The sequence below is a fragment of the Planctomycetia bacterium genome (assembly GCA_015075745.1).
In the GTDB taxonomy this organism is placed as follows: domain Bacteria; phylum Planctomycetota; class Phycisphaerae; order UBA1845; family UTPLA1; genus UTPLA1.
In genome coordinates, this window is sequence record JABTTW010000001.1 from 1,135,320 (window position 1) to 1,161,922 (window position 26,603).

At 60.3% G+C, this 26,603-nt stretch carries 20 protein-coding genes; 9 read left to right on the forward strand and 11 right to left on the reverse strand.

Annotated features, from left to right (window positions below; translation table 11 throughout):
* Positions 1-433 precede the first annotated feature (433 nt).
* The 3 genes from HS101_04515 to HS101_04525 all read right to left on the reverse strand — a co-directional run bounded on the left by HS101_04515 (position 434) and on the right by HS101_04525 (position 4,731).
* On the reverse strand, positions 434-2,980 hold the full coding sequence (locus tag HS101_04515) for a hypothetical protein (GenBank protein ID MBE7505533.1): 2,547 nt from the start codon (positions 2,978-2,980) through the stop codon (positions 434-436).
* Between the two features lie 110 nt (positions 2,981-3,090).
* Positions 3,091-3,861: a hypothetical protein gene (locus HS101_04520; GenBank protein ID MBE7505534.1), complete on the reverse strand. Its 771-nt coding sequence runs from the start codon at positions 3,859-3,861 to the stop codon at positions 3,091-3,093.
* A gap of 144 nt (positions 3,862-4,005) precedes the next feature.
* The gene (locus HS101_04525; protein MBE7505535.1) at positions 4,006-4,731 is read right to left on the reverse strand and encodes a hypothetical protein; all 726 of its coding nucleotides are present in this window, start codon (positions 4,729-4,731) and stop codon (positions 4,006-4,008) included.
* Positions 4,732-5,108: 377 nt separating this feature from the next.
* On the opposite strand from HS101_04525, the gene HS101_04530 reads away from it, so the two are divergent.
* Positions 5,109-6,341, forward strand: coding sequence for an IS110 family transposase (locus HS101_04530; protein ID MBE7505536.1), 1,233 nt, complete (start codon positions 5,109-5,111; stop codon positions 6,339-6,341).
* Between the two features lie 399 nt (positions 6,342-6,740).
* Here HS101_04530 and HS101_04535 read toward each other — a convergent pair whose 3' ends face one another.
* From HS101_04535 to HS101_04550, 4 genes are all read right to left on the reverse strand, one after another.
* Entirely contained in the window at positions 6,741-7,658 is a 918-nt protein-coding gene (locus tag HS101_04535; GenBank protein ID MBE7505537.1) for a hypothetical protein, read from the reverse strand.
* Between the two features lie 368 nt (positions 7,659-8,026).
* Positions 8,027-9,058 (reverse strand): transcriptional regulator, encoded by a 1,032-nt coding sequence (locus HS101_04540; protein MBE7505538.1) that lies wholly within the window; start codon positions 9,056-9,058, stop codon positions 8,027-8,029.
* A gap of 353 nt (positions 9,059-9,411) precedes the next feature.
* Positions 9,412-10,062 (reverse strand): hypothetical protein, encoded by a 651-nt coding sequence (locus HS101_04545; GenBank protein ID MBE7505539.1) that lies wholly within the window; start codon positions 10,060-10,062, stop codon positions 9,412-9,414.
* Between the two features lie 14 nt (positions 10,063-10,076).
* The gene (locus HS101_04550) at positions 10,077-10,730 is read right to left on the reverse strand and encodes a prepilin-type N-terminal cleavage/methylation domain-containing protein (GenBank protein ID MBE7505540.1); all 654 of its coding nucleotides are present in this window, start codon (positions 10,728-10,730) and stop codon (positions 10,077-10,079) included.
* 275 nt (positions 10,731-11,005) lie between these two features.
* Between HS101_04550 and HS101_04555 the strand changes: the two genes are divergently transcribed.
* From HS101_04555 to HS101_04565, 3 genes are all read left to right on the forward strand, one after another.
* Positions 11,006-12,034, forward strand: a complete 1,029-nt coding sequence (locus tag HS101_04555) for an SGNH/GDSL hydrolase family protein (protein MBE7505541.1) — start codon at positions 11,006-11,008, stop codon at positions 12,032-12,034.
* 117 nt (positions 12,035-12,151) lie between these two features.
* On the forward strand, positions 12,152-14,203 hold the full coding sequence (locus HS101_04560) for a glycosyltransferase family 39 protein (protein MBE7505542.1): 2,052 nt from the start codon (positions 12,152-12,154) through the stop codon (positions 14,201-14,203).
* 149 nt (positions 14,204-14,352) lie between these two features.
* Positions 14,353-15,726, forward strand: a complete 1,374-nt coding sequence (locus HS101_04565; protein MBE7505543.1) for a hypothetical protein — start codon at positions 14,353-14,355, stop codon at positions 15,724-15,726.
* A 34-nt stretch (positions 15,727-15,760) separates the two neighbouring features.
* Here HS101_04565 and metG read toward each other — a convergent pair whose 3' ends face one another.
* Together metG and HS101_04575 are read right to left on the reverse strand one after the other, a co-directional pair.
* Positions 15,761-16,117, reverse strand: coding sequence for a methionine--tRNA ligase subunit beta (metG, locus tag HS101_04570; GenBank protein MBE7505544.1), 357 nt, complete (start codon positions 16,115-16,117; stop codon positions 15,761-15,763).
* A 120-nt stretch (positions 16,118-16,237) separates the two neighbouring features.
* On the reverse strand, positions 16,238-18,034 hold the full coding sequence (locus tag HS101_04575) for a hypothetical protein (GenBank protein MBE7505545.1): 1,797 nt from the start codon (positions 18,032-18,034) through the stop codon (positions 16,238-16,240).
* A gap of 379 nt (positions 18,035-18,413) precedes the next feature.
* Here HS101_04575 and HS101_04580 point away from each other — a divergent pair, with 379 nt between their 5' ends.
* Positions 18,414-20,585, forward strand: a complete 2,172-nt coding sequence (locus HS101_04580; protein MBE7505546.1) for a tetratricopeptide repeat protein — start codon at positions 18,414-18,416, stop codon at positions 20,583-20,585.
* Between the two features lie 63 nt (positions 20,586-20,648).
* Here HS101_04580 and HS101_04585 read toward each other — a convergent pair whose 3' ends face one another.
* Complete coding sequence (locus tag HS101_04585; GenBank protein MBE7505547.1) at positions 20,649-20,801, reverse strand: hypothetical protein; 153 nt, start codon at positions 20,799-20,801, stop codon at positions 20,649-20,651.
* Between the two features lie 71 nt (positions 20,802-20,872).
* Here HS101_04585 and HS101_04590 point away from each other — a divergent pair, with 71 nt between their 5' ends.
* The 3 genes from HS101_04590 (at position 20,873) to HS101_04600 (ending at position 23,496) form a co-directional block, all read left to right on the forward strand.
* Positions 20,873-21,934, forward strand: a complete 1,062-nt coding sequence (locus tag HS101_04590) for a hypothetical protein (GenBank protein ID MBE7505548.1) — start codon at positions 20,873-20,875, stop codon at positions 21,932-21,934.
* A gap of 191 nt (positions 21,935-22,125) precedes the next feature.
* Entirely contained in the window at positions 22,126-22,965 is an 840-nt protein-coding gene (gene thyA / locus HS101_04595) for a thymidylate synthase (protein MBE7505549.1), read from the forward strand.
* Between the two features lie 6 nt (positions 22,966-22,971).
* Positions 22,972-23,496, forward strand: coding sequence for a dihydrofolate reductase (locus tag HS101_04600; protein MBE7505550.1), 525 nt, complete (start codon positions 22,972-22,974; stop codon positions 23,494-23,496).
* A 4-nt stretch (positions 23,497-23,500) separates the two neighbouring features.
* On the opposite strand, the gene HS101_04605 is transcribed toward HS101_04600, so the two are convergent.
* Complete coding sequence (locus HS101_04605) at positions 23,501-23,971, reverse strand: Rrf2 family transcriptional regulator (protein ID MBE7505551.1); 471 nt, start codon at positions 23,969-23,971, stop codon at positions 23,501-23,503.
* A 275-nt stretch (positions 23,972-24,246) separates the two neighbouring features.
* On the opposite strand from HS101_04605, the gene HS101_04610 reads away from it, so the two are divergent.
* Complete coding sequence (locus HS101_04610) at positions 24,247-26,568, forward strand: nitric-oxide reductase large subunit (GenBank protein ID MBE7505552.1); 2,322 nt, start codon at positions 24,247-24,249, stop codon at positions 26,566-26,568.
* Positions 26,569-26,603: the final 35 nt, after the last annotated feature.

Sequence of the window (26,603 nt, forward strand, 5' to 3'; positions counted from 1 at the left end):
CCTCCGAGTGGCTGGTTTTGGGCGCCTCATGACACTTGGGAGTTGCGCGAGTTAGGACGATCCGTCCTGGCGACGTGCGCGGCGCGAGCCGTTAACAAAATCACCGCCGCTTTCTGCCTTGGAGGGAATACCTCCCCCGTCCGACCTACGGAAGTCGTCAACTGGGAGTTGGGCATGCTCGCTGAAAGCTCGCGAGTCGTCAAACGGTCAAAGTCTCGTCCAAACGCCATTCTACGGAGGCCAAGCAATGGCAATTGGCGGCCAACCGGGGGTGGAAATTGAGGCCCTTCCGATTACGCGAACAAGGGAAAGGTGATGGGTCGCACCACGCGACAAACTGTCTGGGAACTGGCGATTGGTTGCCTAAGAATGGTGGCCGGTGCGGGTCGAGTTAACCCGCACCGACCAGTTTAATTCAGCGTCATCGTTAAGATCACTGGGGCGCCATCGCGGGCAATCCAAACTCACGCATCTTGTCGACCATGCGTTGAAACTGAACCTCACCGCTGTCCGGGCAATCCGGGCCCCAGCATTGCTGAATGGCCCAATCGTAGAACGCCTCCCAGGCGGCCTCTTCAGACCACTCGGATTCACCGCTCTCGCTGGAAGCCGCCATCGACTCGCCGCTGCCGCCGCCCATCAGGCTCTCGCCCTCGCATTCATCGGGGATGCCGTTGTTATTGGCGTCGTCGCCGATCTGCGCCGCGATGTCGCAACCGTCTGGGATGCCATTGCTATTACAGTCATCACATGCCGGATCGTTTTCGCAGGCCGCGATGTCACACTCATCCGGAACCCCGTTGGTGTTGCAGTCGCTGCTGCCAAACGGCGGCGGCAATGACATATCACACTCGTCGGGGTAGCCGTTCGTATTGCAATCCGGGCTGACCCATTCGTCGCCGTCCGGGTCTGTCGGGTCCATGTCGCAGTCGTCCGGCACACCATTAGTATTGCAGTCCGGCTCGCACTCGTCGGGGTAGCCGTTCGTATTGCAATCCGGGCTGACCAACGAGTTTCCATCCGGGTCTGCCGGGTCCAGGTCACACACGTCGGCAATGCCGTTCTCGTTGCAGTCCTCGCCACACTCGTCGGGGATGCCGTCGGTGTCGCAGTCGTAGCTCGTCGCCTGGACGATGTCCCAGTCGTCGGGCACGTCGTTTTCGTTGCAATCCGGCTCGCACTCGTCGGGCACGCCATTGGTATTCACGTCGCTGCTGGTCTGCGCGGCGATGTCCTCATCGTCGGGGATGCCGTTGGTATTGCAGTCTGGGCTTTGCAGCGTGTAGCTTGTGCAGGGCAGGTCCACGAGCGAGTTGACGAAGCACTGGATATCCAGCCCGTTGAACGCCCCGTCGTTGTTTGCATCGTACCGGCACTGTTCGAGGATGTCCGAGCAGGTGAAGTCGCCGAACAGCAGGGCGTCGACGAACGGGGCGATATCGTAAAGGTTGACCAGGCAGTCATCGTTGACATCGCCCTTAAGGCATGGGTCGCAGAGTTCCGGGTCCGTCACGCAGACGCCGCAGGCGGGGACTGACGTGAGCGCATAGTTCGCGGGAAGGAGGGTGTAGTTGACGGTATCAGTGCTTGAAGCGTTTACTTGCGACCATGTAGCAACGAGTTGATCTTCGCTTCCGTAAGCGATTGTGTGCCGATGGCTCAACTGTAGAAACCTTCCATTTCCACTTGTTCCCTGATTGACGCGCAGTTCTCTCCCGCGCGGCGAACCTTGGTTGTCGAAATATTGGGCGTGAATTTCTGATCGTGACTCGACGGTGTTCTCGGTATTCCAAACAACAACGAATCGCCCTCCATTCGTGTCGGTCGCGAGCGTGAGAGCCACGGCCGGACTCGCGCTGATAGGATTGTTGATTTGGGCATCACTGTCTGCATCCACCACGAACATGCCGGGCCGACCTTCGCCCATTGCAGGAATCGGGTCGCGGAGACGTTCGCCGGGATTGGCATTCGTGTCGAACTTGAAGCGCCGGACGTAAATGTGGAAGTTGGGATCGCTGGTGCAGGCGACGAGTCGGGGACCAGCCCATGCCACCACGATGTCATCGCCGACGAAAGAAACGGCGGGAGAGACTTGAGAACTGTCAAATTCTGGATTGGAGTCTTCCAGCGATGGATTGTTGACCCATTGATCGGGGTCATTGATGTCAGGACCTGCCAATTCCTCGAGGAGAATTCCGGTTTGATTGTATATTTGGATGGCGATATTCAGTTCTGAGTCTTCAACTGTAGGAAATTCATCATATGCGAATGCGATTGCAAATAATCCGTCCTCCGATCGCGTCGATACGCAGGGCCGCCACTGGTTGACCCTCGCCCCGCAGGTCGTCGCGTCGCAGTTTCTGAGTGTGGCAGTCTGAGCGCCGTCGATGCCGAAATGAAGCCCGGGATTCTCATCGTTATTCGCCCATGCCGCGGTGGCCTGGTCGATCAAAGCATCCGACGCCCCTGCCGAGGGAAATTTATCCCCGCCTCCACTGGCTGACGACGGCGGGCTCTCCACAGGTATGATCGATTCGAAATCGTCAAAATCAAACTGGTTCTCGGTCAGAAACAGCTTTACCTCGCCGAAAATCGCCCCGTCAACACCGATCCATGCGACGGAATAATGCCCGGTTCGACTGGACGCGATGGACGGCCATTCATGGTGTCCGGGTTCGCTGAGTACCCCGAGCGAGCCAAGTATCTCCCCGGACTTGCAGAACCGCTGAACGCGGATTTCGCGGTATTGCGGTCGCGCGCGAGCGTACGCAACCACGAATTCTCCGCTCTCGCGCATGGCCACGCATACGCCGTCGGACAGAATATCAACCTGGGCTTCGATCGGTGTCGCAGGGACAGGGTCGGGGCACTGAGCATTGGTGTTTGAGGTCACGGGAATGATGAGCGTGATCAGGAGAACGGAAGGGAACAACGACCCTGGAATTCTGGAGCGCGCGGAATCTGCGCAAAGAGTTGACATGGTTTTCCTCCCTTGCAAAAGTCGAACGTTTTGACTTGGCGCCTACGCCACGTTATGTCGCTTGCGCAGGCCACATATGTGATGCGAAAAGTATCAGCAGGCTGGAATGTCTATCGTGGAGGTACCCTCCTCCCCCCATGCCCCAACAAACGGACCGCAATCGGAACACATATCAAAAGAAGACCCGCTGTTCCGGGTTCCGGAATCGCAGACAGTTCAAAGGCCATACTGCCAGAAATGGTTTGCCAATTCGGAGTAATGGGATTACTAGAGGCTCGACCGATTAGTGTTCCTAATCCACGTTGCCAGCGAAAGTGGCTATCGAGGTCCCCGACTTGCGAGATTTCCAGCCAGTAAAGCACACTTGAATCCAGGCTGAGCGGAAAACTGAGATCGACTTCAAACCGATACTCAGCTGGAATACCGGGAAGAAGAAGGGTGCGCCCCGTGGCCGTCCGCGAGGGATTCAGAAACGACTCCTCAAATAGGATGTCGGAACTGTCCGGCAGTCCATCGCCCGGCCGAGCGGAGTAGAGCCGGATACGCATCGCCTCGTCACCGGCAGGCGGATCGTGGGCGTCGGGAGCTTCGTCGAAGTCGCCGCCGTAGAAACCCCACCAAGTGACATGTCTGATTGTTGCGAATTGACTGAGTTGGATATTGTCTGCAAGAAATTGCCAGAAGGGATCACCTACGCCGTTAATGAACGACGAGTCGGACGCCTGCCCTCCGCCCAAGTCTGGCGGCTGACTCACGACAATCCCCTCGCGCGGGAGGCCCATCAGGTCCGGGTCGATGTCCAGCACTGGTCCAGCGAGTGCCATTTGACCGGCTAGGACAGCCGCGGCCACAAACGATACAACACAAGCTCGATTCAACATGCGTATATCCTCCCCGGTTCGCTTGCCGCCCGTTGGCAAGACTTCCCCAACAGGATTATACCGCTTGCAACTTGCATACCTTGCGTCCGATAGGCTCGATTTCTCATGGCGGATGTAAACCCCACGCCACATGGTCTGAATTGCCTAGGGGCAGCTCGCCGATTGAATCATCGCCTTGAAGTACGCGTCCACGTCCGCGACGGTCACCTGATTGTCGCCCGAAAAATCGCCGCAGTAGGCTTGCAGAACATTATCCGTGTCGCCGTACAAGGCGCTCGAAAAGCCACCGCTGTCCGCACCGGTCACGCGGCCATCCCCGGTGAAATCGCCTTTCAGCCGAACCTCAATCACAGCGTCCGGCAGCGAGGAAAAGGTCCCCACGTCGTCCCCGTCGACGCGCGGCGTCTCCGGCAGCCCCGAGGCGTCATAACCGAAGGCGATGTGCTCGATGGTCGCGGCAAGCCCCTGATCCATCCGGCCGACGAACAAGTTATTCGGCGTGAGGTACACGTTGAAAGTGGAATGGGCTACGTGCTGAAGATCCGTTGTGCAGTTTCGCGTGCCCGCCGTGACTCTCAATCGGCCGAGCCGGTAAGGCGGATTCGTCGCCGGATCGCGCGGGACAATACCCTCAACGCCAAAGGGAATCCGGATGGCCTTGATCTTCGCCCACGATGGCGGGTCGCCGGGGACCAGTACACCAGAAGAGTACGCATGCCATGGATATTGTTCCGGCGGCTCTTGAGAGTTAATGACGCTCCCATCATTGATGAGTTCGAACGAGATATCCCCGATGCGACTCCGCGCAAAGGTGCTCGCCGCCTGAATCGATAAATCGAGGCCGACGGCCGCGACGACTTCATCCGTCATGCCGGGATCGTCCTCCACATCCATATACACCCAGATATCACCCGTGCTGCGATCACGATCCCCGTCGAGGTCGGGGAATCCCAGGCTTTGCTCCCACTGATCGGCGTGTTTAGGCTCAAGGACTCCATGATCGCATTGATGACCATCTTGGATGAAAATATGGCGGTGGGCTGAGTTTCGGCGGTGAAGGTCGGTTTCCGCTTGGCGTCGCGAACCCGAGCACCAGGATGACCTGAACGTCCGGAGGCGCCGTATTTTGTTGCCGGATCGACTGCATCGTGCGTAATGGTTGAAGCAGTCATCGAGCACGTTGAGCAGACTCTTTGTTGAACGGACGTTCCCGCCGCGACTCGCCGCACAAGAAGGGAGTCCGGAGTATGCAAAGAGTGTTTCGAGTGTGTGCTGGGATCGACGTTCACAAGAAGATGCTGGCGATCTGCTTGTTGAAAGCCGGCTCGGCGGGAACTGTGTCGAAGGAGATTCGAACGGTCGGGACGACGACACGGGAGTTGCTGTCGCTGCTGGATTGGCTGGTGACCGAGCATTGCGAGAGCGTGGCGATGGAAAGCACCGGCGTCTATTGGAAGCCGGTGTTCAACCTGCTGGAGTCGTCGATCCCGGTCGTGCTGGTCAACCCCCAGCACATCAAAGCGCTCCCCGGCCGCAAGACGGACATCAAGGACTGCGAATGGATCGCCGAGTTGCACCTTCACGGGTTGGTCCGCGCCAGCTTCATTCCGCCGCGCGAGATTCGCGAGCTGCGCGACTTGGTTCGCACCCGCACCAAGCTGATCGGCGAGCGTTCGCAACATATCAATCGAATCCAGAAGGTGCTGGAGGATGCAAACATCAAGCTGAGCAGCGTGGCCACGGACGTGGCGGGCGTGTCGGGCCGGCTGATGCTCAAGGCCATCATCGCGGGAGAATGCAATCCGAACGTGCTGGCCGAGATGGCGCGCGGACGGATGCGATCGAAGCGGCCGGAACTTCGTGAAGCGTTGACCGGCCACGTACGGCCGCATCATCGGCTGCTCCTGCAGACACATCTCAATCTGATTGACAGTCTGAATGCCGCGATGGATGCACTGACACTACAGATTGAGGAGCGCATGCGCCCTTTTGCCAAGATTCGTGACCGACTCGACGCGGTGAGCGGAATCGGTCCGGATGTGGCCACCGTCTACATCAGCGAAATGGGTGTGGACCCTTTGCCCTGGCCAACCTACGGGCACGCGGCGTCCTGGACCGGCTTGTGTCCGGGTCATCATGAAAGCGCCGGGAAACACAAAAGCGGCCGAACCCGCAAGGGCAATCGCTGGCTCAAACAGGCATTCGTTCAAGCCGCCTGGTGCGCCCAACGAGCCAACGGAACTTACATGCAGGCTCACTATCGTCGCATTCGCTCGCGCCGAGGGCCGAAGAAGGCGGCGGTCGCAGTGGCCCACAGCCTGTTCGTCCGATGCTTCATGCTGGTCGCGACAGGGGCTGAATACCACGAACTGGGACCAACTTACTTCGACGAACGGCGCAAAGAGACACTTACGCGTCGGCTCGTTGGAAAGCTCAAGGACTTGGGATACGACGTTTCCTTGACGACAAACGCGGCATGAACGGGATTTTCTGAGCAGGCTGGAAAAGAACATCGGTTTGCTGTTACAGTCTGTCACGAAAAAGCCTCCCTGCCTATGGACCGGAATGTTCTTAAGAAACCCCAGTCTACAAGGCTTCGAGGCTTTTTCTATTCCTATTCAACGCCGACCTGATGAAATATTCGGGCTAGGCGGACTCGCCATGCTCCCGCACAGTCCATGCGGATCCTCCGGAGATGATCGATCAAAGGAATCCAAGCATGCCCTGCCGGGGCGTGACGCGACCCCGAAGAGTCACGCCTCCGCCCCTGCGGCCCCAGAGCCGGTGCCCCGACAGGGTCCTTGGGTCCCCGAGCCTCCTCTTTTCATCCGGACGATTTGAAAATGTCTGATTCGGTGGTTGTGAATGACGTCCCTTCATCAGGGAAAGAAACTTGGCTGGGCGGAGAAGGGCGCGTTGCTGAAGCCAGAACCGTTGATCGTCCCTACCCACGATTGATCCGGCTGAATCGTGGCGCTCACCGTCGCCGCCGAGAATCCAGGAGTCGTCGTGGTAAAGGCAATCTGATTGCCCGTCACCGTACCGTCGACATCCGCTCCGAAGCTTCCGAACATCCGCCATGTGCCGCGCAACGAGGTTCCCAGCACGCTGACCGTCAGCACGCCATTGGTGCCATCCACGACCGTCGTTCGCTGGCCGGCCGCATCGTGATTGAATCCGGTAAGCGCGACCGGATCCCCAGAGAGCGGTGTGTTTGCATAGCCCGAGCCATTGATCGTGCCGATGAGTGAGCCGTCTTCACCGACCGTCGCGGTGAGCACGGCATTTCCGAAGCCTGGCGCGCTGGAGGTGAGCGAAAGCTGGTTGCCGATCAAGGTACCCTCGAGATCGGCACCAAAGTCCCCGCCCCGCCGGTTGCCGCGTACCTGATCGCCCCGAATCGCGAGTGTCATTCTTCCGGCCGCGCCCTCGATCGATACCGTGCGAAGTCCGGCGACCGCAACGAATACGGCGCTTACCGAATGGTCGGCATCCAGAGTGAGCGCAAGCTGGGGATTACTCCCGGTGACTGAGCCTTCCCAACGCACAAAGATCCAGCCATCCGCCGGCGTCGCGACGAGGGTCACCATCGTCCCAGCCGCAATCACGTCACTGACAAAGGGCATACTGCCTGTTTCGGTGATGATCTCCACCGTTCCCTCACCCTGCATCGCGGCGCTCAGCGTCCAGGTTGGCAGGATGCCCGGCGCACCATTGCCCTGACAGTCCATTCCGGCGCACAGCGCCAGCATTGCCAACCCCATCCCGATGAAACCCAATCGTGTCCGTTTGGTCATTTCAGCGCTCCGAATTTGCGAGCAGATTCGACGACTTGGCCTGTACCCGGCCGTGCTCGCGAATCACCGGGTCCATGCATCAGGACTGAGGGGAAGACCGCTTGATCGGTGAGAAGGTGTGGCGGTGTACTGACCGCGAAGGGGGCCGCCTTCCCGGAGTGACCAGGGTCTTGGGCATCGCGAGTCCGCGACACCAGATAGGAATCTACATTTACCCGGTGACAGAGCGCGTCAGACCTAACATGCGGAGGGGTGACAGGACGTGTCGCACGTCCGAAAGTGGCGGCCGTAGGGTGATCGCTCGCAGTGACAGCCCAGCGGCAGGCCGGTGAAATTTTTTTCGAGTTAGGTGCTTGACGATGGGCTAACTACGACTTGCCGCGGTATTGTTCCGCCGCCGCGTTCAGCTCATGGTGAATTTCTGCCCGCAGCCAGTCCGGCCGGAGCACCTCGGCCTGTGGGCCGAAGCCGAGAATCCACCTCTTAAACTCCACGACGTCCCCCAGCTGAAAGGTTGCCACGAGATTGTCGGGCTCTTCATCCGCATGCTCGAAGAGCGTGCCAGCCTCTTCCAGCCAGTTGAGACGCTGGCTCTGATGCCAGAGGCGCTCCTCGACGAGTGCTGCCCCTGTGCCGGTAAACCGAACCGCAATCTCAATGGGCCGGCCCGTCGCATGGATGATGCCGAAGCTGCTGCGGAAGTGATCCTCCAGCCGAAAACCCTCCGGCCGCTCGAATTGAACTGTCGTCTTGCTCGCAGCCAGGATGCGCGCCGCCTTGAAGACACGCAGCGCGCCGGCCCGGTGCGAATGCGCGACCAGGTAAAGGTCGCCGTCGTATAAGACCAGGCCCAGTGGATCACATCGGGTGGTGTATTGCTGGCCACGCCAAAGTGCCCGGTAGGTGATCTCGACGCAAAGGCTCTCGCGCGCCGCCTCCTCCAGGGTCCGGATGATCTCTGCTTTGGCCGCGTAGTCGGTCTGGCCGGTCAGACGGACGTGAAGGATCTCATCCAGCTTGGCAAAGTGGGCCAATGCGGCCGGGGGCAAAGCCTGATGGACCTTTTCGATAAGACCGGCGACGCCATCCGCCAGATGGGTTCCGGTCAGAGGGGCAAGCGACTCTTCGGCGAGGTGCAGGGCCACTGCCTCGGTGAGACTGATGACCAGCGGCCCGCTCCTGAAGAAATCGTGCGGCATGCGCCAGAAGCGCTTGCCACATTCGTCTTGGTCATGCTCGATGGGGAAACCCAGCTCCTGAAGCATCTCAAAATCGCGCTGGATGGTGCGCTCACTGACTCCGAACCGCTCGGACAGCTCGCGCAGGGGGATACCCGTACCGCGTGTTTGCAGGGTGCGAAGCAGTTCCCATTGCCGCGTCAGTTGATCGCCGCGTGACATACAGATGGCCCTCTTGGACCCTCCCATGATATCACAATTGCGGGCCGGGAAGTGGAGGAAAGTACGACTGCGCTTGTACCCAAAGTTGATCCAATCCCAGGGTGAGCAATCGGCCTTCAGCCGGACAAGCCAACCCGGCTCTTCGATGCAGCTAATTGCCTCGGTGGGAACTACCCCAGGTCTTCAATATCCATGGACTTGATCAAACCAACGAGCGCGGTTCTGGCAGACTCAGGCAGCGACTGCCAGATCCTGTTCATGTTCGTCGAGATGGCATTTTTTGATTAAGACAATACTGCTGAGAATCATTCACGCCGGCAATCCCGGAGGCGTGATCCGCCGCGCGCCGATTGTCAGCCGCGACCGCCTCGGCCCCCGCCGCCGGGCCCGCGTCCGCCGGGGCCCATCGGCGGCTGGATTCCTCGCTTCTCCATCTGCTTGCGTATCGCGGAGAAGTAGGCCATGCGCTGGGCCATTTCGTTAGGGTCGCGCGTCTCGGAGTCCTTCTTGCGCTCCTCGCGGCTGCGCGACTTCATCCGATCGCGCCACTTCTCCCGCTCCTTCTCGCGCTCCTTCTCAATCTCTTCTTCGGTCTTACCCTCGTCCTTGGCCTCCTGCTCCTCCTTGTCGCGGCGCTCGTCCATCATCTTGCGCCACTGCTCCATCTCATCGATGTGCTTGTCGAGAATCGCGTCGCGCTCGGCCGGGTCGGCATTGAAGTACTCGTTGACCCGCTTTTGCATCTCGCCTTCCCAGGTCGCCCGCATCGACTCGCCCAGCTTGCGGCGCTGCTCGTCGGTCAGCTTCTCGTCGCGCATCTGGTCGCGGAGCTTGTCCATTGCCGCGACGCGTTCCTCCATCGTCGCATCCTTCGGGATGGTGATGGCCAACTGATCCTGCGGCTCGGCCTTGAACAGTCCAGCCAGGGCAAAGCCCCCGCCGGCCAAGACGATCAATGAAATGCCGCCGATGATCAACGGCTTCTTATTCTTCTGCGTGTCCATGAACTGTCGCTCCCTTAATTCTCGAAATCAGTGACCCGTCCGTCGCTGTAAACATATCGCCGGGCGCCTTCGGTACCGCCCTCGGCGTGGAAATTATCGTAATCGCGAAAAATCCAGATCGAGCTCTCCTGCCGATTCTCGCCGATGAAGTCTCGAATCCGCTCCAATGCCGTCTTCATGGTCTGCCCGCCGAGCAGATGGCTCCGATACTCGTAGCTGCTCTTTTCGGTTGCGAAATAGGACTTGCCCGTACTCGGGGCCGGGCGCTCTATCTGTCCCTGATCCATGGGGCAATGAAAGGCCGCCGCATCGCCGGAGAGATGTGGCGCCAAGACATCCGCGATGAAGATCGTTTCACCGGATGACACTGGGAATGCGTCCACCGATGGCATGAATGACCCAAACGGATAGATATCGTTATTCGAGTCCAGATACGAACGCATCGCAAACCCGACCTGGCGAATATTGCTCGTGCAGGCCGTCCGCTCACCCCGAGCGCGCGCAGCGCTGAGCACCGGAAGCAGAATGCCGATGAGCAGGGCGATGATGGCGATGACGACGAGCAGCTCGATGAGCGTAAACGCGCAGGGTCGATGCGCCGCGTGACGCGCGGAACCATGCTGATGACGGCGAGGGCCGACTGTGGAAACGACCTGATGATTGACCATAGATAGAGATGTATCCTAGCTTCGAAGCCTCATCCACCCAAACAATTAACGGACCCGCCTATTCCGTCTTTCGCTGCGCCACGCCCGATAAACTGTTTCTTCACACCCCGGAGGCCACTGATCGCGCGCTCTTACCGGGCCTGACCTTGATTCATACCTCCTTTGCCTTCCAGAGGATGCAAGAAACGACATTGTATCCTATGCTTGCGGCCGTCGGCCCCCGGGACTCAGGGCGGGCCACTTAACCAGGGCGTCAAAGGCGAGGTGGAAAGAAGATGCGGCGAATCCTGATCGCCACTGTGCTGCTCCCCCTCATCGCCTCGTGCGGATTTTCTCCCCTGCAAATCCCCAATGGCCCATTCTCCCGGCTGATCGTCTTTGGCGACAGCTTTTCCGACACGGGCAACGTCTTCGCCATCACCCAGCAACTCGTGCCCTTCGCCCCCTATCACGGAGGCCGATTCTGCGACGGGGAAGTCTGGATTGACATGCTGGCCCGCCGATTCGGCCTGAGCGCCACAGCCAGTATGGTCGGCGGGACCAACTTCGCCTGCGGCGCATCGGGTAGCGAATCCGGCCTCGCCCAATGGGATGCCTTTGCCGTGGGACCCAACCTGCATGAACAGATCAACCTCTTCCGGGGGCAGCCGACAGACACCGATCTCGTCGTGGTCTGGACCGGCTCCATTGATGTGCTGTTCCACGTTCGCGGTGGCTGCACGACATCCGCTCAGCAGATCGCGCAGAACATCGCCGGTGCCGTGCGACGGCTTCACGAACGCGGAGCCCGGCACTTCCTCGTTCCGAATCTCCCGGATCTCGGTTCCATGCCGGAGTATCGCGACATACCCGAAGGCTCGACCGCAACCACGCTTTGCAGCGACGTCAACGCGGCCCTGATGATTCAACTCGATGAACTCATGCAGCTTCCCGGCATCAGCCTCTACCGACTCGACGCCGCGGCCCTGCTCGCCGAGGCCATCGCCAACCCCCCGACTGGTATCACCAATGTCAACAAACCCGCATGGACCGGCGGATTTCTCGGCACCCAGCAAGCCGGAGAACTAAGCCCCGATCATGCGCAGTATCTCTTCTTTGACGAAGTTCACCCGGCGCACGTCTGGCATCGCATGGTCGCCAATGCAGCCATCGCACTACTCGAAAGCCGGACCGCCGATCTTCCATTAATCACCACGCCTCCGCTTTCCACCGGGGCCTCGCTGTCACCGGCCCTGGACTACTGGACGACCTATCTAAGCACCGTCCTGCAGGGCTCCCCATCCGACACTGCCTGCAGGTACTAAACCCCCCGCCGGCCATACCGCGGCAACGTCCGAGTATCCGCCCGGTCAAACCTAATTCCTCACCCGCCACGGACCGAAAAAACCTGCGAGGTCTCGCCGACCCTCGTGGGGCACTGCATGCGCGTTACTCGTACAACTTCCGATCCGTCGATCCCCACACCGAGGGAGTTTGCAGAGTGGTTCCATGCGCCGCCGCTGATTGTCGAGTCGCCTGAGCCGCAGACCTGGACGCGGCATCGATTGATTCGGCTCGACGCCCTGCTCGCCATCGCGATCTTCCTCGGCGCCATCGCCGCGCGCCTGCCGCTCATCCAGCGCGGTGAGACGCTCCTCCACTCCGACGAGGCCATTGTCGGACTCATGGCGCAGGACATCGCCGAGGGCCGATCGCTGCCCATCTTTTTCTACGGCCAGCGCTATATGGGTGCGCTCGAGGCCTACGTCATCGCCGCGATCTCCTACGTCGTCACTGACCCCATCACCGCGCTGCGACTGGGGCCCGCGCTCTTCTTCGCCGCGCTCGTGGTCGTGCAGTACCTCATGCTGAGTCGATGGTTCGGCCGGACCGGGGGCATCGTCGGGGCGGCGGCCCTGCTCGCAAGCAGCCCCATGTTTGCCCAATGGTCCATCTCCGCCCGAGGGGGATACATTGAAATCCTCCTCTGGGGCTCGGCGCTACTATGGGCCTACTGCGAGTGGTTTTTGCCAGGTGCGCCTCGACCGAACCGGGCATCACTTCGACGCATTGTCTTCGGCGTGCTCATCGGCTCGGGCCTATGGATCAACCCGTCAATCGTGCTCTTCGTCGTGCCTATCGCGCTGCACTACTTATTGAACCACCCGCTCAACGCCGCACTCACCGCCGCACTCACCGCGGTGAATCAATCACCGATGTCCGCCCCACGACGATGGATCGCCCGCGCGCTCAATCGTCCATTCTCGCTGCCTCTTTCTGCAATCGCCGCAGTCGTGACGCTCAACTGCGTGTGGTACGTCTATGTGGACGGCTCCCGTGTTCGATCGGAGATTCTGCTCGGGCTCCTGCCGCGCGGCCTGGCGATCGGCGCGATCCTGCTCGTCGGCGCGGCGATCTTCGGATGCGCCCACCGGCGATTTAATCTTATCCACCGCGCACGACAACTGGCCCAGCCCGCCGCGCCACTGATGCTCGGAATGCTGATCGGCGCGGCCCCCGCCTTGCTATACGTCATGGAGGCGGCACTCGGAATGCGCGAAATGGACCCGTCGCTGCCGCTTGGCATCCGGCCGATCTGGAAACTCCAATCGACGCTCGACTACTTTCTACACGGTGTGCCGCTGCTCTTCGGCGCCGACGCAAGACCCTTTCTCGATCTCGTCACTATCGGTCGGATGGGCGTGTTTAGGCCGCTCGACATCATGACGGCAGGCGTGCTCGCCGCCGCCAATTGGCTGGTACTCGGCGCCGCCATCACCGGCGTCATGATTCTCTGGCTCTCGCACCGTCAGGAATTCAGCCGATTCATCCGACTACGGGCGGGGCTCTACTCACCGACGATCCTGCTGGTGATCGGGGCAGCCGTCACGATAGTGCTGTACCTGCTGTCCGGCGCGGCCCACGATTTTAACACCATCCGCTACCTCATCCCGCTATGGGCGTTTGTTCCGGGCTTGCTGGCGGCGATTGCTGTTAACAAACAATTCAGACTCGGTGCCATCGCGGCCTGCACCTCCCTCATCGCAGGCTGGGGCTTCGGTCAATTCGCCATGTACCAGCAACTCGGCAATCCGCATCCGCTTCGAGTGGTCGCCGACGAATTAGTCGCTCGCAAAGTCGATCCCGCCGTCGCGGAGATCTTCGACGCGCACCTGCTCTCCTACATGACCGGACAAAGGTGTCGACTCGCGGAGTTTGATCCGTTCTGGTCGCGGCTCTCGCATTACCAAGACGCCATCGCACCGGACGAGCCCATCGCCTATGTCGTACCCACCGCCGCCGCGACACTCGGTCGCAACACATGGAATCTCCCGGGCCCGCCACCGCCCGAGCTGTCCCACCCACTGCCGCAGCGCATCGACCGCACAGTTGCGACTGATCCCGATTTGATCGTCGGAAGAGACCCGCTTCCCGGCGGTTACGAGCTTGTCTTCCTGACTCGGCCGCTGCCCAAGTCCGCCCCACGCCCTTAGAAACACGCTGGGCTCCTGGGCCTGTGTGCTTTTCTCGATGCATCGCGATTGCTACAATAGGCCTTGCAACCGGTATCTATCCCGGTCGTCGGGCCGACCGACGGGCCCCCTTTTTTGAATTTGCTCGCAACGGTGAAAGGGAATCTCTGATGAACTTCGCAAAGCGCCTCTCCGGCGTCGCTCGACTTGCAGGTCTCGTGGTCGCCATCGCGATCGTGGCGCCTGTCACGCCGTCAACGTCGACCGTGGCCGCCCGCGATACCGAGTGCTGCCGCTTCCCGGATAAGGAAACCAAAAAGCCGACCGGCAAGAAGTCAAAGAAAAAGTCGAGCAAGACGGCGACGAAAAAGTCGTCCAAGAAGCAGATCGTCCGATGGGGCAAGCGCGCCAATGAGACCGACGCAAAGTACGACAAGCGATACAAGCGCGTGCTTAAGAAGATCAAGTTCGACAAGGATGGCAACATCGAAGGCGGGCCGGAGCGACTGTGGACCTACATGGGCCACCCCTTCATCGTCCGTACCGACATCGGCCCCGAGTTCACCGCCGACTCCGTCATGTATATGGAGATGCTGCACCGCGAGTACGGCGCGGCATATAAGAAACTGCTCGGCAACGAGCCTGCGCAAGTCAAAGAGGCCATCGAGGTCATCATCTTCCAGAGCCGCAAAAAATACACCGAGAACGGCGGCGGGGCCGGCAGCGGCGGACAGTTCATGACCCACTTCTCCTTTCCGGATCGCGGCCCCTTCTGGCCGGCACTGCACTATCGCCTGATGCAGTTCACCGACGGCATCGACGACTTCGCCAAGTGGCCCAAGGGAGTTCTGAAGCATGAGGCCGCCCACATGGAGATGCGCCTACGTTTGGGTATGTCGTTTATCCCCCAGCTTCAACTGGCCGTGCCGGTCGATTGCCCGCGTTGGTTCGACGAGGGCCAGGCGTCGGTTTTCGAATACTGGGACTTCGACAAGACCGCTGACGAAAATCTCACCCTCATTCCCGACCGCGGTCGTTATGCCCCGGTCATTCGTCGCATCCACAAGACCGATCGCTGGAAGGACTTCCAATATGTCTGGAAGATCGAGCCTTCCACCTGGCACGCCGACATGACCAGCGACCAGGGCTTCTTAAATTATGCGCAGGCCTGGTCACTGGCGGCTTACATGATGCACGGCGGAGTGAAAGGGCGAAAAGACTTCCGGGCAATCTACCTCCTTTCGAAGCGCGTCGGCGCGGACCGCCAGACAACCTACAAGGGTGACGGGCTGCGTGCATGGGAAGACCAGTTCCCGCTGGACGCGCGCAACAAAATGGAGACGAGCTGGAACTCCTGGGTGGGCGACAACGTCCCTCGAAACAAGAAAGTAGCCGACGAGGACTACATGCTCCTTCGAATGGGCTACAACCCCAAGATTACTGACAAACTCGAGGGCTACTCAGAAGAAGAGCTTGCGGACATCCTCAAAGAAGTAAAGAAAGAGCGGGAGCGCCGCAAGAAGAAACAGACCGTTGAGAAGTAGTCACGCTTGAGAATTGCTCTGGGCCGGCAGGCCCCTATGACACCTTGGCCCCCGGCGGGACGTCGCTCATCGGCGTCACCAGGATCACCTGTGATCGATCCTCGGTCGAAGCCGCCAGCAGCATGCCGTTTGACGTCTCTCCGCGCATCGTTCGCGGGGCAAGATTCTTCACGACGATGATCGACTTGCCCAGCAGGTCTTCGGGCTGATAGTGCCCGCGAATGCCCGCGACGATCTGACGCTGCTCGCTCCCCAGATCGACTTGAAGCACCAGCAGCTTGTCGGCATTGGGGTGCGGCTTGGCCTCCAGCACCCGGGCAACGCGAAGGTCGATCTTCGCGAAGTCGTCAAATGTGATCGTGTCGGATTGAATCGGTGCGGCGTCAGTCATGGCGACCTCTCTCGTTGGGACTGCGTGATAGCGTGCACCAGTATCGCACCGGCCTCACGGTTCTTCAATGCGCAAGTCAATCACCCTTGCGCTCCAATCATCGATTGTGAGAGGAAATCGTCAGTTCGCCGCCGCAGTCGGCCCGCGGTCGAGCACCTGCACGGTCGCCGTCCCGCGGTATTCCATGTTGTCGGCGGTCACGACCAGAACGGAGATGCGGTGCAGGCCGGGCGACTCGAGGATCTTCACGCCGCGTGCCTCGTCGCCGATCCAGACTCCGTTATCCATCCACAGGAAATCGGCGCCGGCCGTCTGCTCGCGCGGCAGGTCGATGCTGTACGAGAGATAATGCGGACTGGTTCCGATCGCAGGACCGGCCAGCTTGACATTGACGCGCCGCACGCGATCGGCGGGCCGAGTCTGCTCGCGCTTGGGCTCAGTCGGCTTCGATCGAAGCGCCGGCGGCGGGCCCGTCGTCTTGTACACAGGCCTTGCGGCCGCGAACGCGGCGCTCGGAGGAGTGCCGCCGGTATGGCTCGGCTCATATTTCTTGGGGCCGGCATTGGAAGGCGAATACGTCCTGCTCTTCGGCGGCGGAATGCTCGCCGTCGGTCTGCTCCGCTCGGTCGGTGCGCGACCTGCAGGCTCCGATCCTCGACGTCTGGACGACTCGGCATTTCTGGGCGACGGGCTTGACTGATTACCCGACGTGGATGCCGACTTCGGCTGCTCGACGGATCGCCGGGGCTCGCTCGCCTGCGATGGCGGCGGAACCTTGGGGCCTTCCAGCCAGTTGCCGCGCTTGGGATCGGCCGCGGAGGCGAGCCGCGTATCGACAGGCTTCTCCTCGCGCTTCGGCGAAGGGTCGTACGAGGGCGAGGTGCCGTAGGGATATTGCCGCCCCGCGGTCTTGTTGTTGTAGCTGACGGCACTGGTCACGGCCGGAGCGGTCGGGAGCGGCGTCGGAGGCGTCGTCGCCATTGTCGGTCGCCGCGACGACGAATCCACCGGATTACCCGACCGGGCAAACGTCATCCCCAATGGCGGGGACATCCGCGCGATCATCTCTTGCGGCGGAAAGTATTCGGTCATCTGAACCTGAGCCACGGTGGCCGCTGCCTGTTTCGGATGAAGCGCTTCGATGCCGATGTGCTCGGCGAAGAAGGCCGCCGCCGTCTGCGGAATACGACTGTGCCCCATGTTGTCAATCATCTTTCCGCGCACAATGCGGAATCCGCGCGCCGTGTACCATGCCACAGCCTCCTCCGACTCGCTCTTGCAGGCCGGGAAGTCGCCGTCGCCGATGAATATGGCCACCGGGGTACGGTCTCGATAACGCGGAACCGTCTCCTCGATCAGCAGCTTTGACGAAAAGTTCGACAGACGAGTTGCGATGCAGGAGAAACGCTCGGGGAATCGATTCGGAAAATAGTGCGCCAGATATCCGCCGCAGGACCAGCTTGTCGAGAGCACCTTCTTGGGATCCGCGCGCGTCGTGGCAAAGATGTGATCCATGATCGCCAGGACGTCTTTCTTATCTTCCAGCACGTAGTCGTGCTCTCTTGTCAGCGGATACTCCATGAACGAATCGCTCGTGTGCAGCTCCGGCGCACAGATGATGTATCCATAGATGTCCGCTTCCCTCTCCCACTCCCGCTCCTGTGGAAGGGCATTGTCGTAAGGCTTCATGCCGTGGAAGGTCATCACCAGCGGCCAGCCCTTCATCTTGGGGTTCGGATGACGACCGCTGTTCTTGACATAGTCGGCCGGCAGGTAAAGGTGGTAGCCCGCCCCGGTGGTCGGCTCTTTGACGTACTGATAGAGACCCTCGCCGCGAGGCTGAGGCACGGCGCAGCCCGCGCAGAGGCTCAGCCCCATTGCTACGAGCATTCCGCAGAACGCATGCTTCTTCGACATTAATCTCACTGGTTGCCTTCCGGGGAGTGCGAGGTCCGAGTTTCTCCCCCGGGCTCTATCGGCTTGGCCCCGTGGAATGCTTACCTTTTTGAACGCCCCTGGGTTCCGGAAAAAATCCATTTCATCACCGGTCTTGATGGCGCGACCTGATTCTCATCGCTGGCGTCCGCTCTATTCGCGGACACTGTAAAAATTGCGCGAGACCAGATCGCCGGGTCCGCATCCTGCCCCCGCGCGCCAAACCAACCAACCACGACGGGGCGACCCAGTTACCATCATCATATATGATCAAGATTCATGCGGCAATTTCGTCCCGAAATCACGCCCCTCGTGCCCGATAAACGAAGGATTTGTGCCGCATTTTAACCGAGGCGACCCTTTGAGCGAAATAATCGACTCCCTATCGCGGCCGCCGATGCACCGGGAGCCGGGACGTCCCGAAGGGGCGCTCAACCAACTCCACCCGGGCCTGCTCGCCGTGATGGTGCTGCTCGTCGCAATGGCGGTCTATCTGCCCACCTTCAGCGCCGAGTTTCTCATCCTCGACGATACGCAATACGTCACCGCCAACCCGTATGTTCTTTTCCCAAGCTGGAAAAACCTCGTCGCCTGTTTCGGCGAAGTTCTGCGCCCTACAACCGTCCTCGGCTATTACCAGCCACTGACGATGGCATCTCTCATGCTCGATCGAGTCGTCGAGGGCGCCCTGTCCGGCGGATACACTCGACATGCCGAACCCTTCATCTTTCATTTCGCCAACATCCTCCTTCACGGTTGCAACGCGGCGCTGGTATTTCTTCTTGTCCTGGGACTGACCCGTCGCAGCGGCACGGCACTCTTCTGCGGACTGCTCTTCGCGGTGCATCCGCTCAACGTCGAAGTCGTCTCCTGGGTCAGCCAGCGCAAGGCGGTCCTCGCTACCCTCTTCGCTCTGCTAGCAGTGATGTCCTACGTACGATTCGCCCGCACGAATAGGCCCCACTGGTATATCGCCGTCGTTGCTACCTACCTCGCCGGCATTCTCGCCAAGCCCACAGGGCTTCTACTTCCACTTGTCTTCGTTCTCATGGACGTATGGCCGCTCGGCCGCGACGTTCGCCGACACGCCCGGGAGAAGGTCCCCTTGTTTGTCCTCGCCGCCATCGGTGGATGGATCGCCTATGTCTCGCAGACCCATGCAGTCGATCTGACCAGGCAGGAAGGTCATCGCCCCTTCGGCATCACCGCCCTCGTCGCCTGCCACAATCTTAGCTTTTATACCGCCAAGATGATCCTGCCGATCCGGCTTTGCCCCGAGTACCTGATGCCCGACGAATCCGTCGTGTCGCTCGGAAATGCGACGTTCCTGCTGAGTGTCATCGCTGTGGCGCTTTTCATCACGACCTGCGCCTGGGCCTACCGCCGCGGGATCGCCTTCGCCTGGACGCTGCCCATCGCCTTCCTGCTCATGATCGGTCCGACACTGACGCCGGTGCGATTCACGCACACCATTGCCGCCGACCGTTTCGCCTACACACCCCTGATCATCGCGATTGTGCTGCTCGCGGAATTTCTGGTTCGACGCATCACCCCTTCGGCCGCGAGCATCACCCGGCGCGGCGCGCCGGTCATCGGCGCTATCGTGATCACACTCTTCGCATTACTCACGGTGCGCCAGCAATCTGTGTGGCGCGACAGCTACGCCTATTACAACGCCGTCATCGCCCGATTCCCCGATGCGCCGGCCGGCCACTACGGCCTGGGGAATGCCGCCATCGGCGAATACCACCGCCTCGCTGCATCCGACCAGCCGGACGCTGAGGAACGCCGCGCTAAGAGCCTCCAGAACGCCCAGGCCGAATACCACCGGGCCATCAAGGCTGACCCGGAGTATTGCTACGCCTATTACCGGCTGGGGCACATCGAGATCATCCGCGGCAACCTAGCCGAAGGCATCACCATCATCGAGCGCGGCCTCTCGCAGCCCAATGCAGACCCCGAGGGATACCTGTTCCTCGGCCTCGCCCGCACTCACGCGGGACAATACGCGCAGGCGGTTGATCCCTACGAGCGATTCCTCGCCTATCAACCCGCAAATGTCGAAGCCAGGAAAAACCTCGCCAATGCACTCCTGCGAACCGGGCGAGCCGCGGAGTCGTTGCCGCATTTCGAGAAGCTCTATGAACTTGACCCCACCGATCTCGACGGCCGCCAGAACTGGGGCGTTGCCCTCATCATGGTCGGTCGCGCGGAGGAGGCGGTCGATCGACTCCAAGTTGTCGTCAGTCTCCGCGCCGAACTGACGTCACAAGAGAATGATCCGACGCGACTTGAGCGGGCCAAGGCAAAGCTCGCCGACGCCCGATTCACGCTCGCCGGGGCCTTGGCAATAGCCGGTGCCGACAATGAGGCACTGGCCGAACTGACGGCGGCGATTGAATTGAATCCGGCACTCCAATCCCAGGCGCTCAATCACCCGGCCTTCAAGCGCCTCCGTGATTCGGCCCAATGGCGGCGGTTGTTCCCGCAGGGCGCCATCCCCACGTCCAGTGACATCGACCCGGGCACTTAGGAACTTCGGGGCGATCCAATTCTTCTGCGGCTTGTCGCGAACCATGGATGATCCCCGGGCCGATCAAGAAAAGTCTGCAAATTTCGGAAGTCGCGCGCGGGTGGTCGGTGTATAATCGGCGTCACCGGATACGACCACGTCATCATCGTTGATATCGCCTGAGGCCCGCGCGACCGGAGAAAATACCAATGCCTCATACGCTTCGATCTCCGACACGGAATTCCACCATATTGGTCCTCACTGCCTTACTGCTGACCTGCGCCGGGTGCGACGAAATTTGCCAGCGATTGGGACTTCCCACCGAAATCTGTAATTCGTTCGGTCGATTCGGCGGCAGGCAGATTCAGGACTTGCAGGTGGCCGTTGAGGTGCGATTCATCACCGTGGAGGATGACTTCTTCGAGCGCATCGGTGTCGACTTTGACTTCAATCTCAATTCCGACGCCGAGCTCGTTCCCGCAACGAACGAAACACCCCAGTTACCCGGCAACCTGCCTGATGACTCTTTCCTCACCAATCCATCGCAAGTCGGCGGCCAGCAGGGCGCATTGATGCTCGTGCCGAAGCTGCTCGGCGGCGGCAGCGTCTTTCTCCCCGCCATTCTGCAAAACCAGAGCCCGCCACAAGCCGGCCACTTTCCGGGGCTGCCGATCATCAGAGATCTTCCCATTACCAATATCTTCAGCCGGCCCGATCTGAACAACCTGCCCGGCGGCGCGATGCTGGGCTCCATGTCAAACGTCGATGCCACTTCCATCGGCTTCGCGATCCTCAGCGACATCGAAGCGTTCTTCTTCCTCCAGGCCGCCCAGGCAGACACCCGAAATAACCTCTTGGTAGCGCCGCGGCTGACCCTCTTTAATGGTCAGCCGGCACATATCATCTCGCGAAATGAGCGCACCCTCATCGCCGACGTGCAGCCGGAATTCGCGGCGGAGTTCTTGAATGTCAATCCACAGACAACGGGCGTGACTTCTGGCCCGATGTTCAAGCTGACTCCCGTCATTTCCGCCGACCGCCGATTCGTCCAGTTGGCGATCCGCCCGATCATCGCAGCCGTCGGCGATGCTGATTCAATTCAGGTCGGCGGCACAGATCGCCTGATCCAGTTCCCGGTCATTCAACTCACCACCGTTCAGACCACCGTCACCGTGCCCGACGGCGGAACGGTCCTCTTGGGCGGCATTAAGACGACCCCGGGAGGCACGTTGCAGCCCGGCGTGTCGATTCTCAACAAGCTCCCCTACATCAACCGGCTCTTTAAGAATGAGGCGACCCTAAGAGACACACAGTCGCTCATGATCATGGTGACGCCGCGCATCATCATTCAAGGGGAAGAAGAGCAGTAAGTCGGCGGCGAGGCCCACTGGCTGTTTCTCGTTGCCGGTTGCCTGTGAATTCAAGCTCAACTCATGGGTCGCTGATTGCGGCCCCGGGGCCCATCCTGCACATCGCCGCACAGGCGTCACGACGTTACAATCTCCACCTGAATTCACTCGATTCGGCTGAAGCAGCCCATAGCGTTCACGGAGGAGCGAACATGCAGGTCTATCTCGATCTTGTTCGGCGCGTGCTCGACGAGGGCGTACGCAAGCCTTCTCGCACCGGCGTCGACACCATCAGCCTATTCGGCGCGCACTACCAGGTCGATCTCGCCCAAGGGTTTCCCCTCCTCACCACGAAGAAGATGCAGTGGCCCTCGCTCCTCCGCGAACTGCTCTGGTATCTCTCCGGCGAGAACCACATCCGCAACCTCCGCGAATACACAAAAATCTGGGACGCATGGGCCGACGAAGACGGCAACCTCGACACCGCCTACGGCCACTACTGGCGGCACTTCCCCAGCGCGACGAAGGACGAACACGGCAAGTGGCAGGTCCGCGAGGTCGATCAGATTCGCTACGTCATCGACACCCTCAAACGCGACCCATCCAGCCGCCGCCTCGTCGTCACCGCCTGGGAGCCGGGCAACGCCATCGCCAGCAAGCTCCCGCCCTGCCACTACACCTTCGCGTTTCACGCCGCCGCCGGCAAGCTGAACTGCCATCTCTGCCAGCGTAGCGGCGACATCGCCCTCGGCATCCCCTTCAACATGGCCGCCTACGCGGCATTGACGCAGATGATCGCCCAGGAAGTCGGCCTCGGCCTCGGCCGCTTCGCGCATACTATTGTCGACGCCCACATTTACGCCGCCGACCCCGGCAGCCCGATGGCCGAATACGACCACGTCGCCGGGCTGCGCGAGCAGTTGAAGCGAAAGCCCACAACGCTACCCAAGCTGGTCATCGCAAAAAAGCCCTTCGACGAGTTGCGCTATGACGATTTCGAACTCGTGGGCTACCAGACTCAGGACCCGATCAAGTTCAAAGTAGCGGTATAACAGGCCATGCGAACCGTCATCATCGTCGCCATGAATCAGAATCGCCTCATCGGCAAGGCCGGCGGCCTGCCTTGGCATGTCCCCGCCGATCTTAAGCACTTCAAGCAGACGACCATGGGCCATGCCCTCATCATGGGCCGCAAGACCTACGACTCCTGCGGCAAGCCGCTGCCCGGTCGGCGAAACGTCGTCATCACCCGCGATCCGACAAAGTACACGGCCGTGGCGAATGCGGACGCATCGATGCCGAAGGACACCACGCTCGATTTTGTCGCAACTCTGGACGCGGCAATTGAGCTGTGCCGATCGCGTCGCGAGGAGATCGCCTTCATCGCCGGCGGCTCGCAGATTTACGCCCAGGCGATGCCGCTCGTCGACGAAATGATCATCACCATGATTAACGCTCCGGACGCCGAGGGTGACGCGCTCTTTCCGGAATTCGACGAATCAGCATGGGAAACATCCCCCTTTACGGCCGATCCGTCACTTCGCGTCACTCACTACCGGCGTAAGCCGACATCAGGATCCTGATTCGTTACGCCTGCTTCGGTCCTTTACCCTTTCCAACCGAGAGCGCGATCGTTTTAGTCTCGCAGAGCGGTGTGCTCGTAGTCGGCTCGGCCAGCAATTCCGCAATGGTCGAGCTCGCGAAGGCCTCTTCCGCCTTGGCCATCGCGTCATCCAGGCGGCGATGAAGGGGGCACAGGTCGACGCCGTGAGTCTTCAAATCGAGCGGACATGTCTTGATCCGTTGAATCGGGTCCACGGCATTGATCACATCAAGCACCGAGATTTCCTCGGCACGCCTGACCAGGGCAAAGCCACCGTTTCGTCCGGGATGCGAGACAACCAGTCCCCTGCGGGCAAGGGCTTGAAGCACCTTTGACAAATATCCGGCGGGAACGCGAGTTGCCTCCGCGATATGCTGCGTTCCCAGCGAACCGTCGCCTTGAGACGCCAGCCAGACGACGGCCCTTAGTGCGTACTCTGCGGTCTGGGAAATCATTGCGGCGCCCTTATATTATTTGAGGGAGGGTCAGGCTCCGATTCAGAATCCTTCGCAGCCCCCAGCCTTACACCCAGGGGTGGATCATGGAGCACGGACCCGCCTCAACAGCAAGATTCTTGCAGGAAAAAACCGTAAACCTATCTCTTGACATCCAGATTATACCATGCTAACTTTGTAACATCAACCTAGATGTCTAGGTATATGTTAAAAGGCGCGGCCACTTGGAGCATAAACACTTTCTGCACAGCCCTTTAGAGAAACGGATGCCGAATATGAAGAACTATCGACTCTGGATTTCGTTGGCTCTTGTCATCGCGGGTTCATTTCTGGTTCTCATCTACTACGGGATCGAAATCTACCGAGTAGCTCCCCCTATTCCCTCTGCCGTAGTGGGCCCCGACGGCCGAGTCCTCATGACCGACTCCGACATACGAGACGGCCAGAACGTCTGGCAATCTCTCGGAGGACAGGAACTTGGGAGCATCTGGGGACACGGTGCGTACGTCGCACCAGATTGGTCGGCGGACTGGCTGCATCGCGAGGCTGAGCAGATTCTCGAAGAGAAGGCCCGAGGCCTTGGTGCGGAGAGTTTCGAAAAGCTGGACCTCGACCGGCAGGCCATGCTTAAGGCGGCGCTTCAAAGGGAATTACGCGGCAACCAGGTGAATGCCGAAACAAATGTCCTCACCATCTCCGCGGAGCGCGCGGCGGCCATTCGGACCGTCGGAATGCACTACGCGAGCCTCTTCGCCGATGACCCTGCGATGGAGGAGCTGCGCGACGCCTACGCGATTCCCGCCAACGCAATCAAAGACCCCTCGCGGCAGTCGGCGATGAATGCCTTTTTCTTCTGGACCGCGTGGACCTGCGTGACCAATCGGCCCGGCAGCGAAATCACCTATACAAACAACTGGCCACCGGATGAACTCGTCGGCAACAGGCCGACCGGCGCCATTGTCGTCTGGTCGGTAATCAGCTTCGTATTGCTGCTCGGCGGCATTGCCGCCCTGGCATGGTACTTTGCCATTCAGCGAAATAAGGATGAGCCCGAGCACGCCGCACCGGACATCGATCCGCTGATGGCTCTGAATCCGACTCCCTCAATGCAAGCCGTGCTCAAATACTTTTGGGTCGTCGCCGCGCTTATTGTCGTCCAGGTCGGCTTTGGCGCGGTCACGGCGCATTACGGCGTCGAGGGATCGGGCTTCTACGGCTTTCCCCTCGCCAAGTGGCTGCCCTACTCGGTGACGCGAACCTGGCATACCCAGCTCGGCATCTTCTGGATCGCTACGGCCTGGCTTGCCACCGGCCTGTACATGGCCCCCGCAGTCTCCGGACACGAACCGAAGTTCCAGCGCGCAGGCGTCAATTTCCTCTTCGTCTGTCTGCTCATCATCGTCGTCGGGTCGATGGCCGGACAATGGTTGTCCGTTCAGCAAAAGCTCGGCTTCACGGCGGGCTTCTGGTTCGGTCACCAGGGATACGAATACGTGGACCTGGGCCGCTTCTGGCAAATATTCCTGTTCATCGGTCTTATTCTCTGGCTGTTCTTGATGGGCCGGGCGATGTGGCCCGCGCTGCGACGACCCGGTGAACACCGCCAACTGCTCAGCCTCTTCTTCATCGCATCCGTCGCCATCGCCTTGTTCTACGGCGCAGGCCTCATGTGGGGACGCCAGACGCACCTGGCCATCGCCGAGTACTGGCGATGGTGGGTGGTGCACCTGTGGGTCGAGGGCTTCTTTGAGGTGTTCGCAACCGTGGTCATCGCGTTCCTGTTCACCCGAATGGGTCTCCTGAGAACCGCGACCGCGACGGTCGCCGTACTCTTCTCTACGACGATTTTCCTCGCCGGCGGAATCATTGGCACGTTCCATCATCTCTACTTCACCGGCACCCCCACGATCGTGCTTGCACTCGGCGCAACCTTCAGCGCCCTGGAGGTGGTGCCGCTCGTCCTGATCGGCTTCGAGGCGTACGAAAATCTCACGCTCAGCCGCGTGCGGCCGTGGGTCATCGCCTACAAGTGGCCGATTTACTTCTTCATCGCCGTTGCCTTCTGGAACCTCGTCGGCGCGGGCCTGTTCGGGTTCCTCATCAATCCGCCGATCGCCCTCTACTACATGCAGGGATTGAACACCACGCCGGTCCACGGCCATGCCGCCCTCTTCGGCGTCTATGGAATGCTGGGCATCGGGCTCATGTTGTTTTGCATGAAGGGACTGGCCTCTCATAAGCAGTGGCGCACTGGCGCGCTGGCGTATGCATTCTGGTCCATCAATATCGGTCTGGCCTTGATGGTAATGGTCAGCCTGCTGCCCGTCGGACTGATGCAGACCTGGGCGAGCGTCCATCGCGGAATGTGGTATGCCCGGTCCGCCGAGTTCCTTCAGACCCCGATCATGGACACCCTTCGGTGGCTGCGCGTCCTGGGCGATACCGTGTTCGCAACCGGCGTACTGGCCCTTGGCTATTTCATCCTGGGGCTGAAGACCGGATGGTCGCTGAGTCCATTGAACGAGACCATAGGACAGACGATCCCCAATAATCGTGGCAAGGGCACGCAAACTCCCGCGACGGCCACTGCGAACTGAGTCAACCTACCCAGGCAATTGAAAGGACGATTTCC

Excerpts from the sequence above, each read along its gene's own strand:
- HS101_04515 (MBE7505533.1), bottom strand. The coding sequence starts at position 2,980 with ATGTCAACTCTTTGCGCAGATTCCGCGCGCTCCAGAATTCCAGGGTCG.
- HS101_04520 (MBE7505534.1), bottom strand. The coding sequence starts at position 3,861 with ATGTTGAATCGAGCTTGTGTTGTATCGTTTGTGGCCGCGGCTGTCCTA.
- HS101_04525 (MBE7505535.1), bottom strand. The coding sequence starts at position 4,731 with ATGACGGATGAAGTCGTCGCGGCCGTCGGCCTCGATTTATCGATTCAG.
- HS101_04530 (MBE7505536.1), top strand. The coding sequence starts at position 5,109 with ATGCAAAGAGTGTTTCGAGTGTGTGCTGGGATCGACGTTCACAAGAAG.
- HS101_04535 (MBE7505537.1), bottom strand. The coding sequence starts at position 7,658 with ATGACCAAACGGACACGATTGGGTTTCATCGGGATGGGGTTGGCAATG.
- HS101_04540 (MBE7505538.1), bottom strand. The coding sequence starts at position 9,058 with ATGTCACGCGGCGATCAACTGACGCGGCAATGGGAACTGCTTCGCACC.
- HS101_04545 (MBE7505539.1), bottom strand. The coding sequence starts at position 10,062 with ATGGACACGCAGAAGAATAAGAAGCCGTTGATCATCGGCGGCATTTCA.
- HS101_04550 (MBE7505540.1), bottom strand. The coding sequence starts at position 10,730 with ATGGTCAATCATCAGGTCGTTTCCACAGTCGGCCCTCGCCGTCATCAG.
- HS101_04555 (MBE7505541.1), top strand. The coding sequence starts at position 11,006 with ATGCGGCGAATCCTGATCGCCACTGTGCTGCTCCCCCTCATCGCCTCG.
- HS101_04560 (MBE7505542.1), top strand. The coding sequence starts at position 12,152 with ATGCGCGTTACTCGTACAACTTCCGATCCGTCGATCCCCACACCGAGG.
- HS101_04565 (MBE7505543.1), top strand. The coding sequence starts at position 14,353 with ATGAACTTCGCAAAGCGCCTCTCCGGCGTCGCTCGACTTGCAGGTCTC.
- metG (MBE7505544.1), bottom strand. The coding sequence starts at position 16,117 with ATGACTGACGCCGCACCGATTCAATCCGACACGATCACATTTGACGAC.
- HS101_04575 (MBE7505545.1), bottom strand. The coding sequence starts at position 18,034 with ATGTCGAAGAAGCATGCGTTCTGCGGAATGCTCGTAGCAATGGGGCTG.
- thyA (MBE7505549.1), top strand. The coding sequence starts at position 22,126 with ATGCAGGTCTATCTCGATCTTGTTCGGCGCGTGCTCGACGAGGGCGTA.
- HS101_04600 (MBE7505550.1), top strand. The coding sequence starts at position 22,972 with ATGCGAACCGTCATCATCGTCGCCATGAATCAGAATCGCCTCATCGGC.
- HS101_04605 (MBE7505551.1), bottom strand. The coding sequence starts at position 23,971 with ATGATTTCCCAGACCGCAGAGTACGCACTAAGGGCCGTCGTCTGGCTG.
- HS101_04610 (MBE7505552.1), top strand. The coding sequence starts at position 24,247 with ATGAAGAACTATCGACTCTGGATTTCGTTGGCTCTTGTCATCGCGGGT.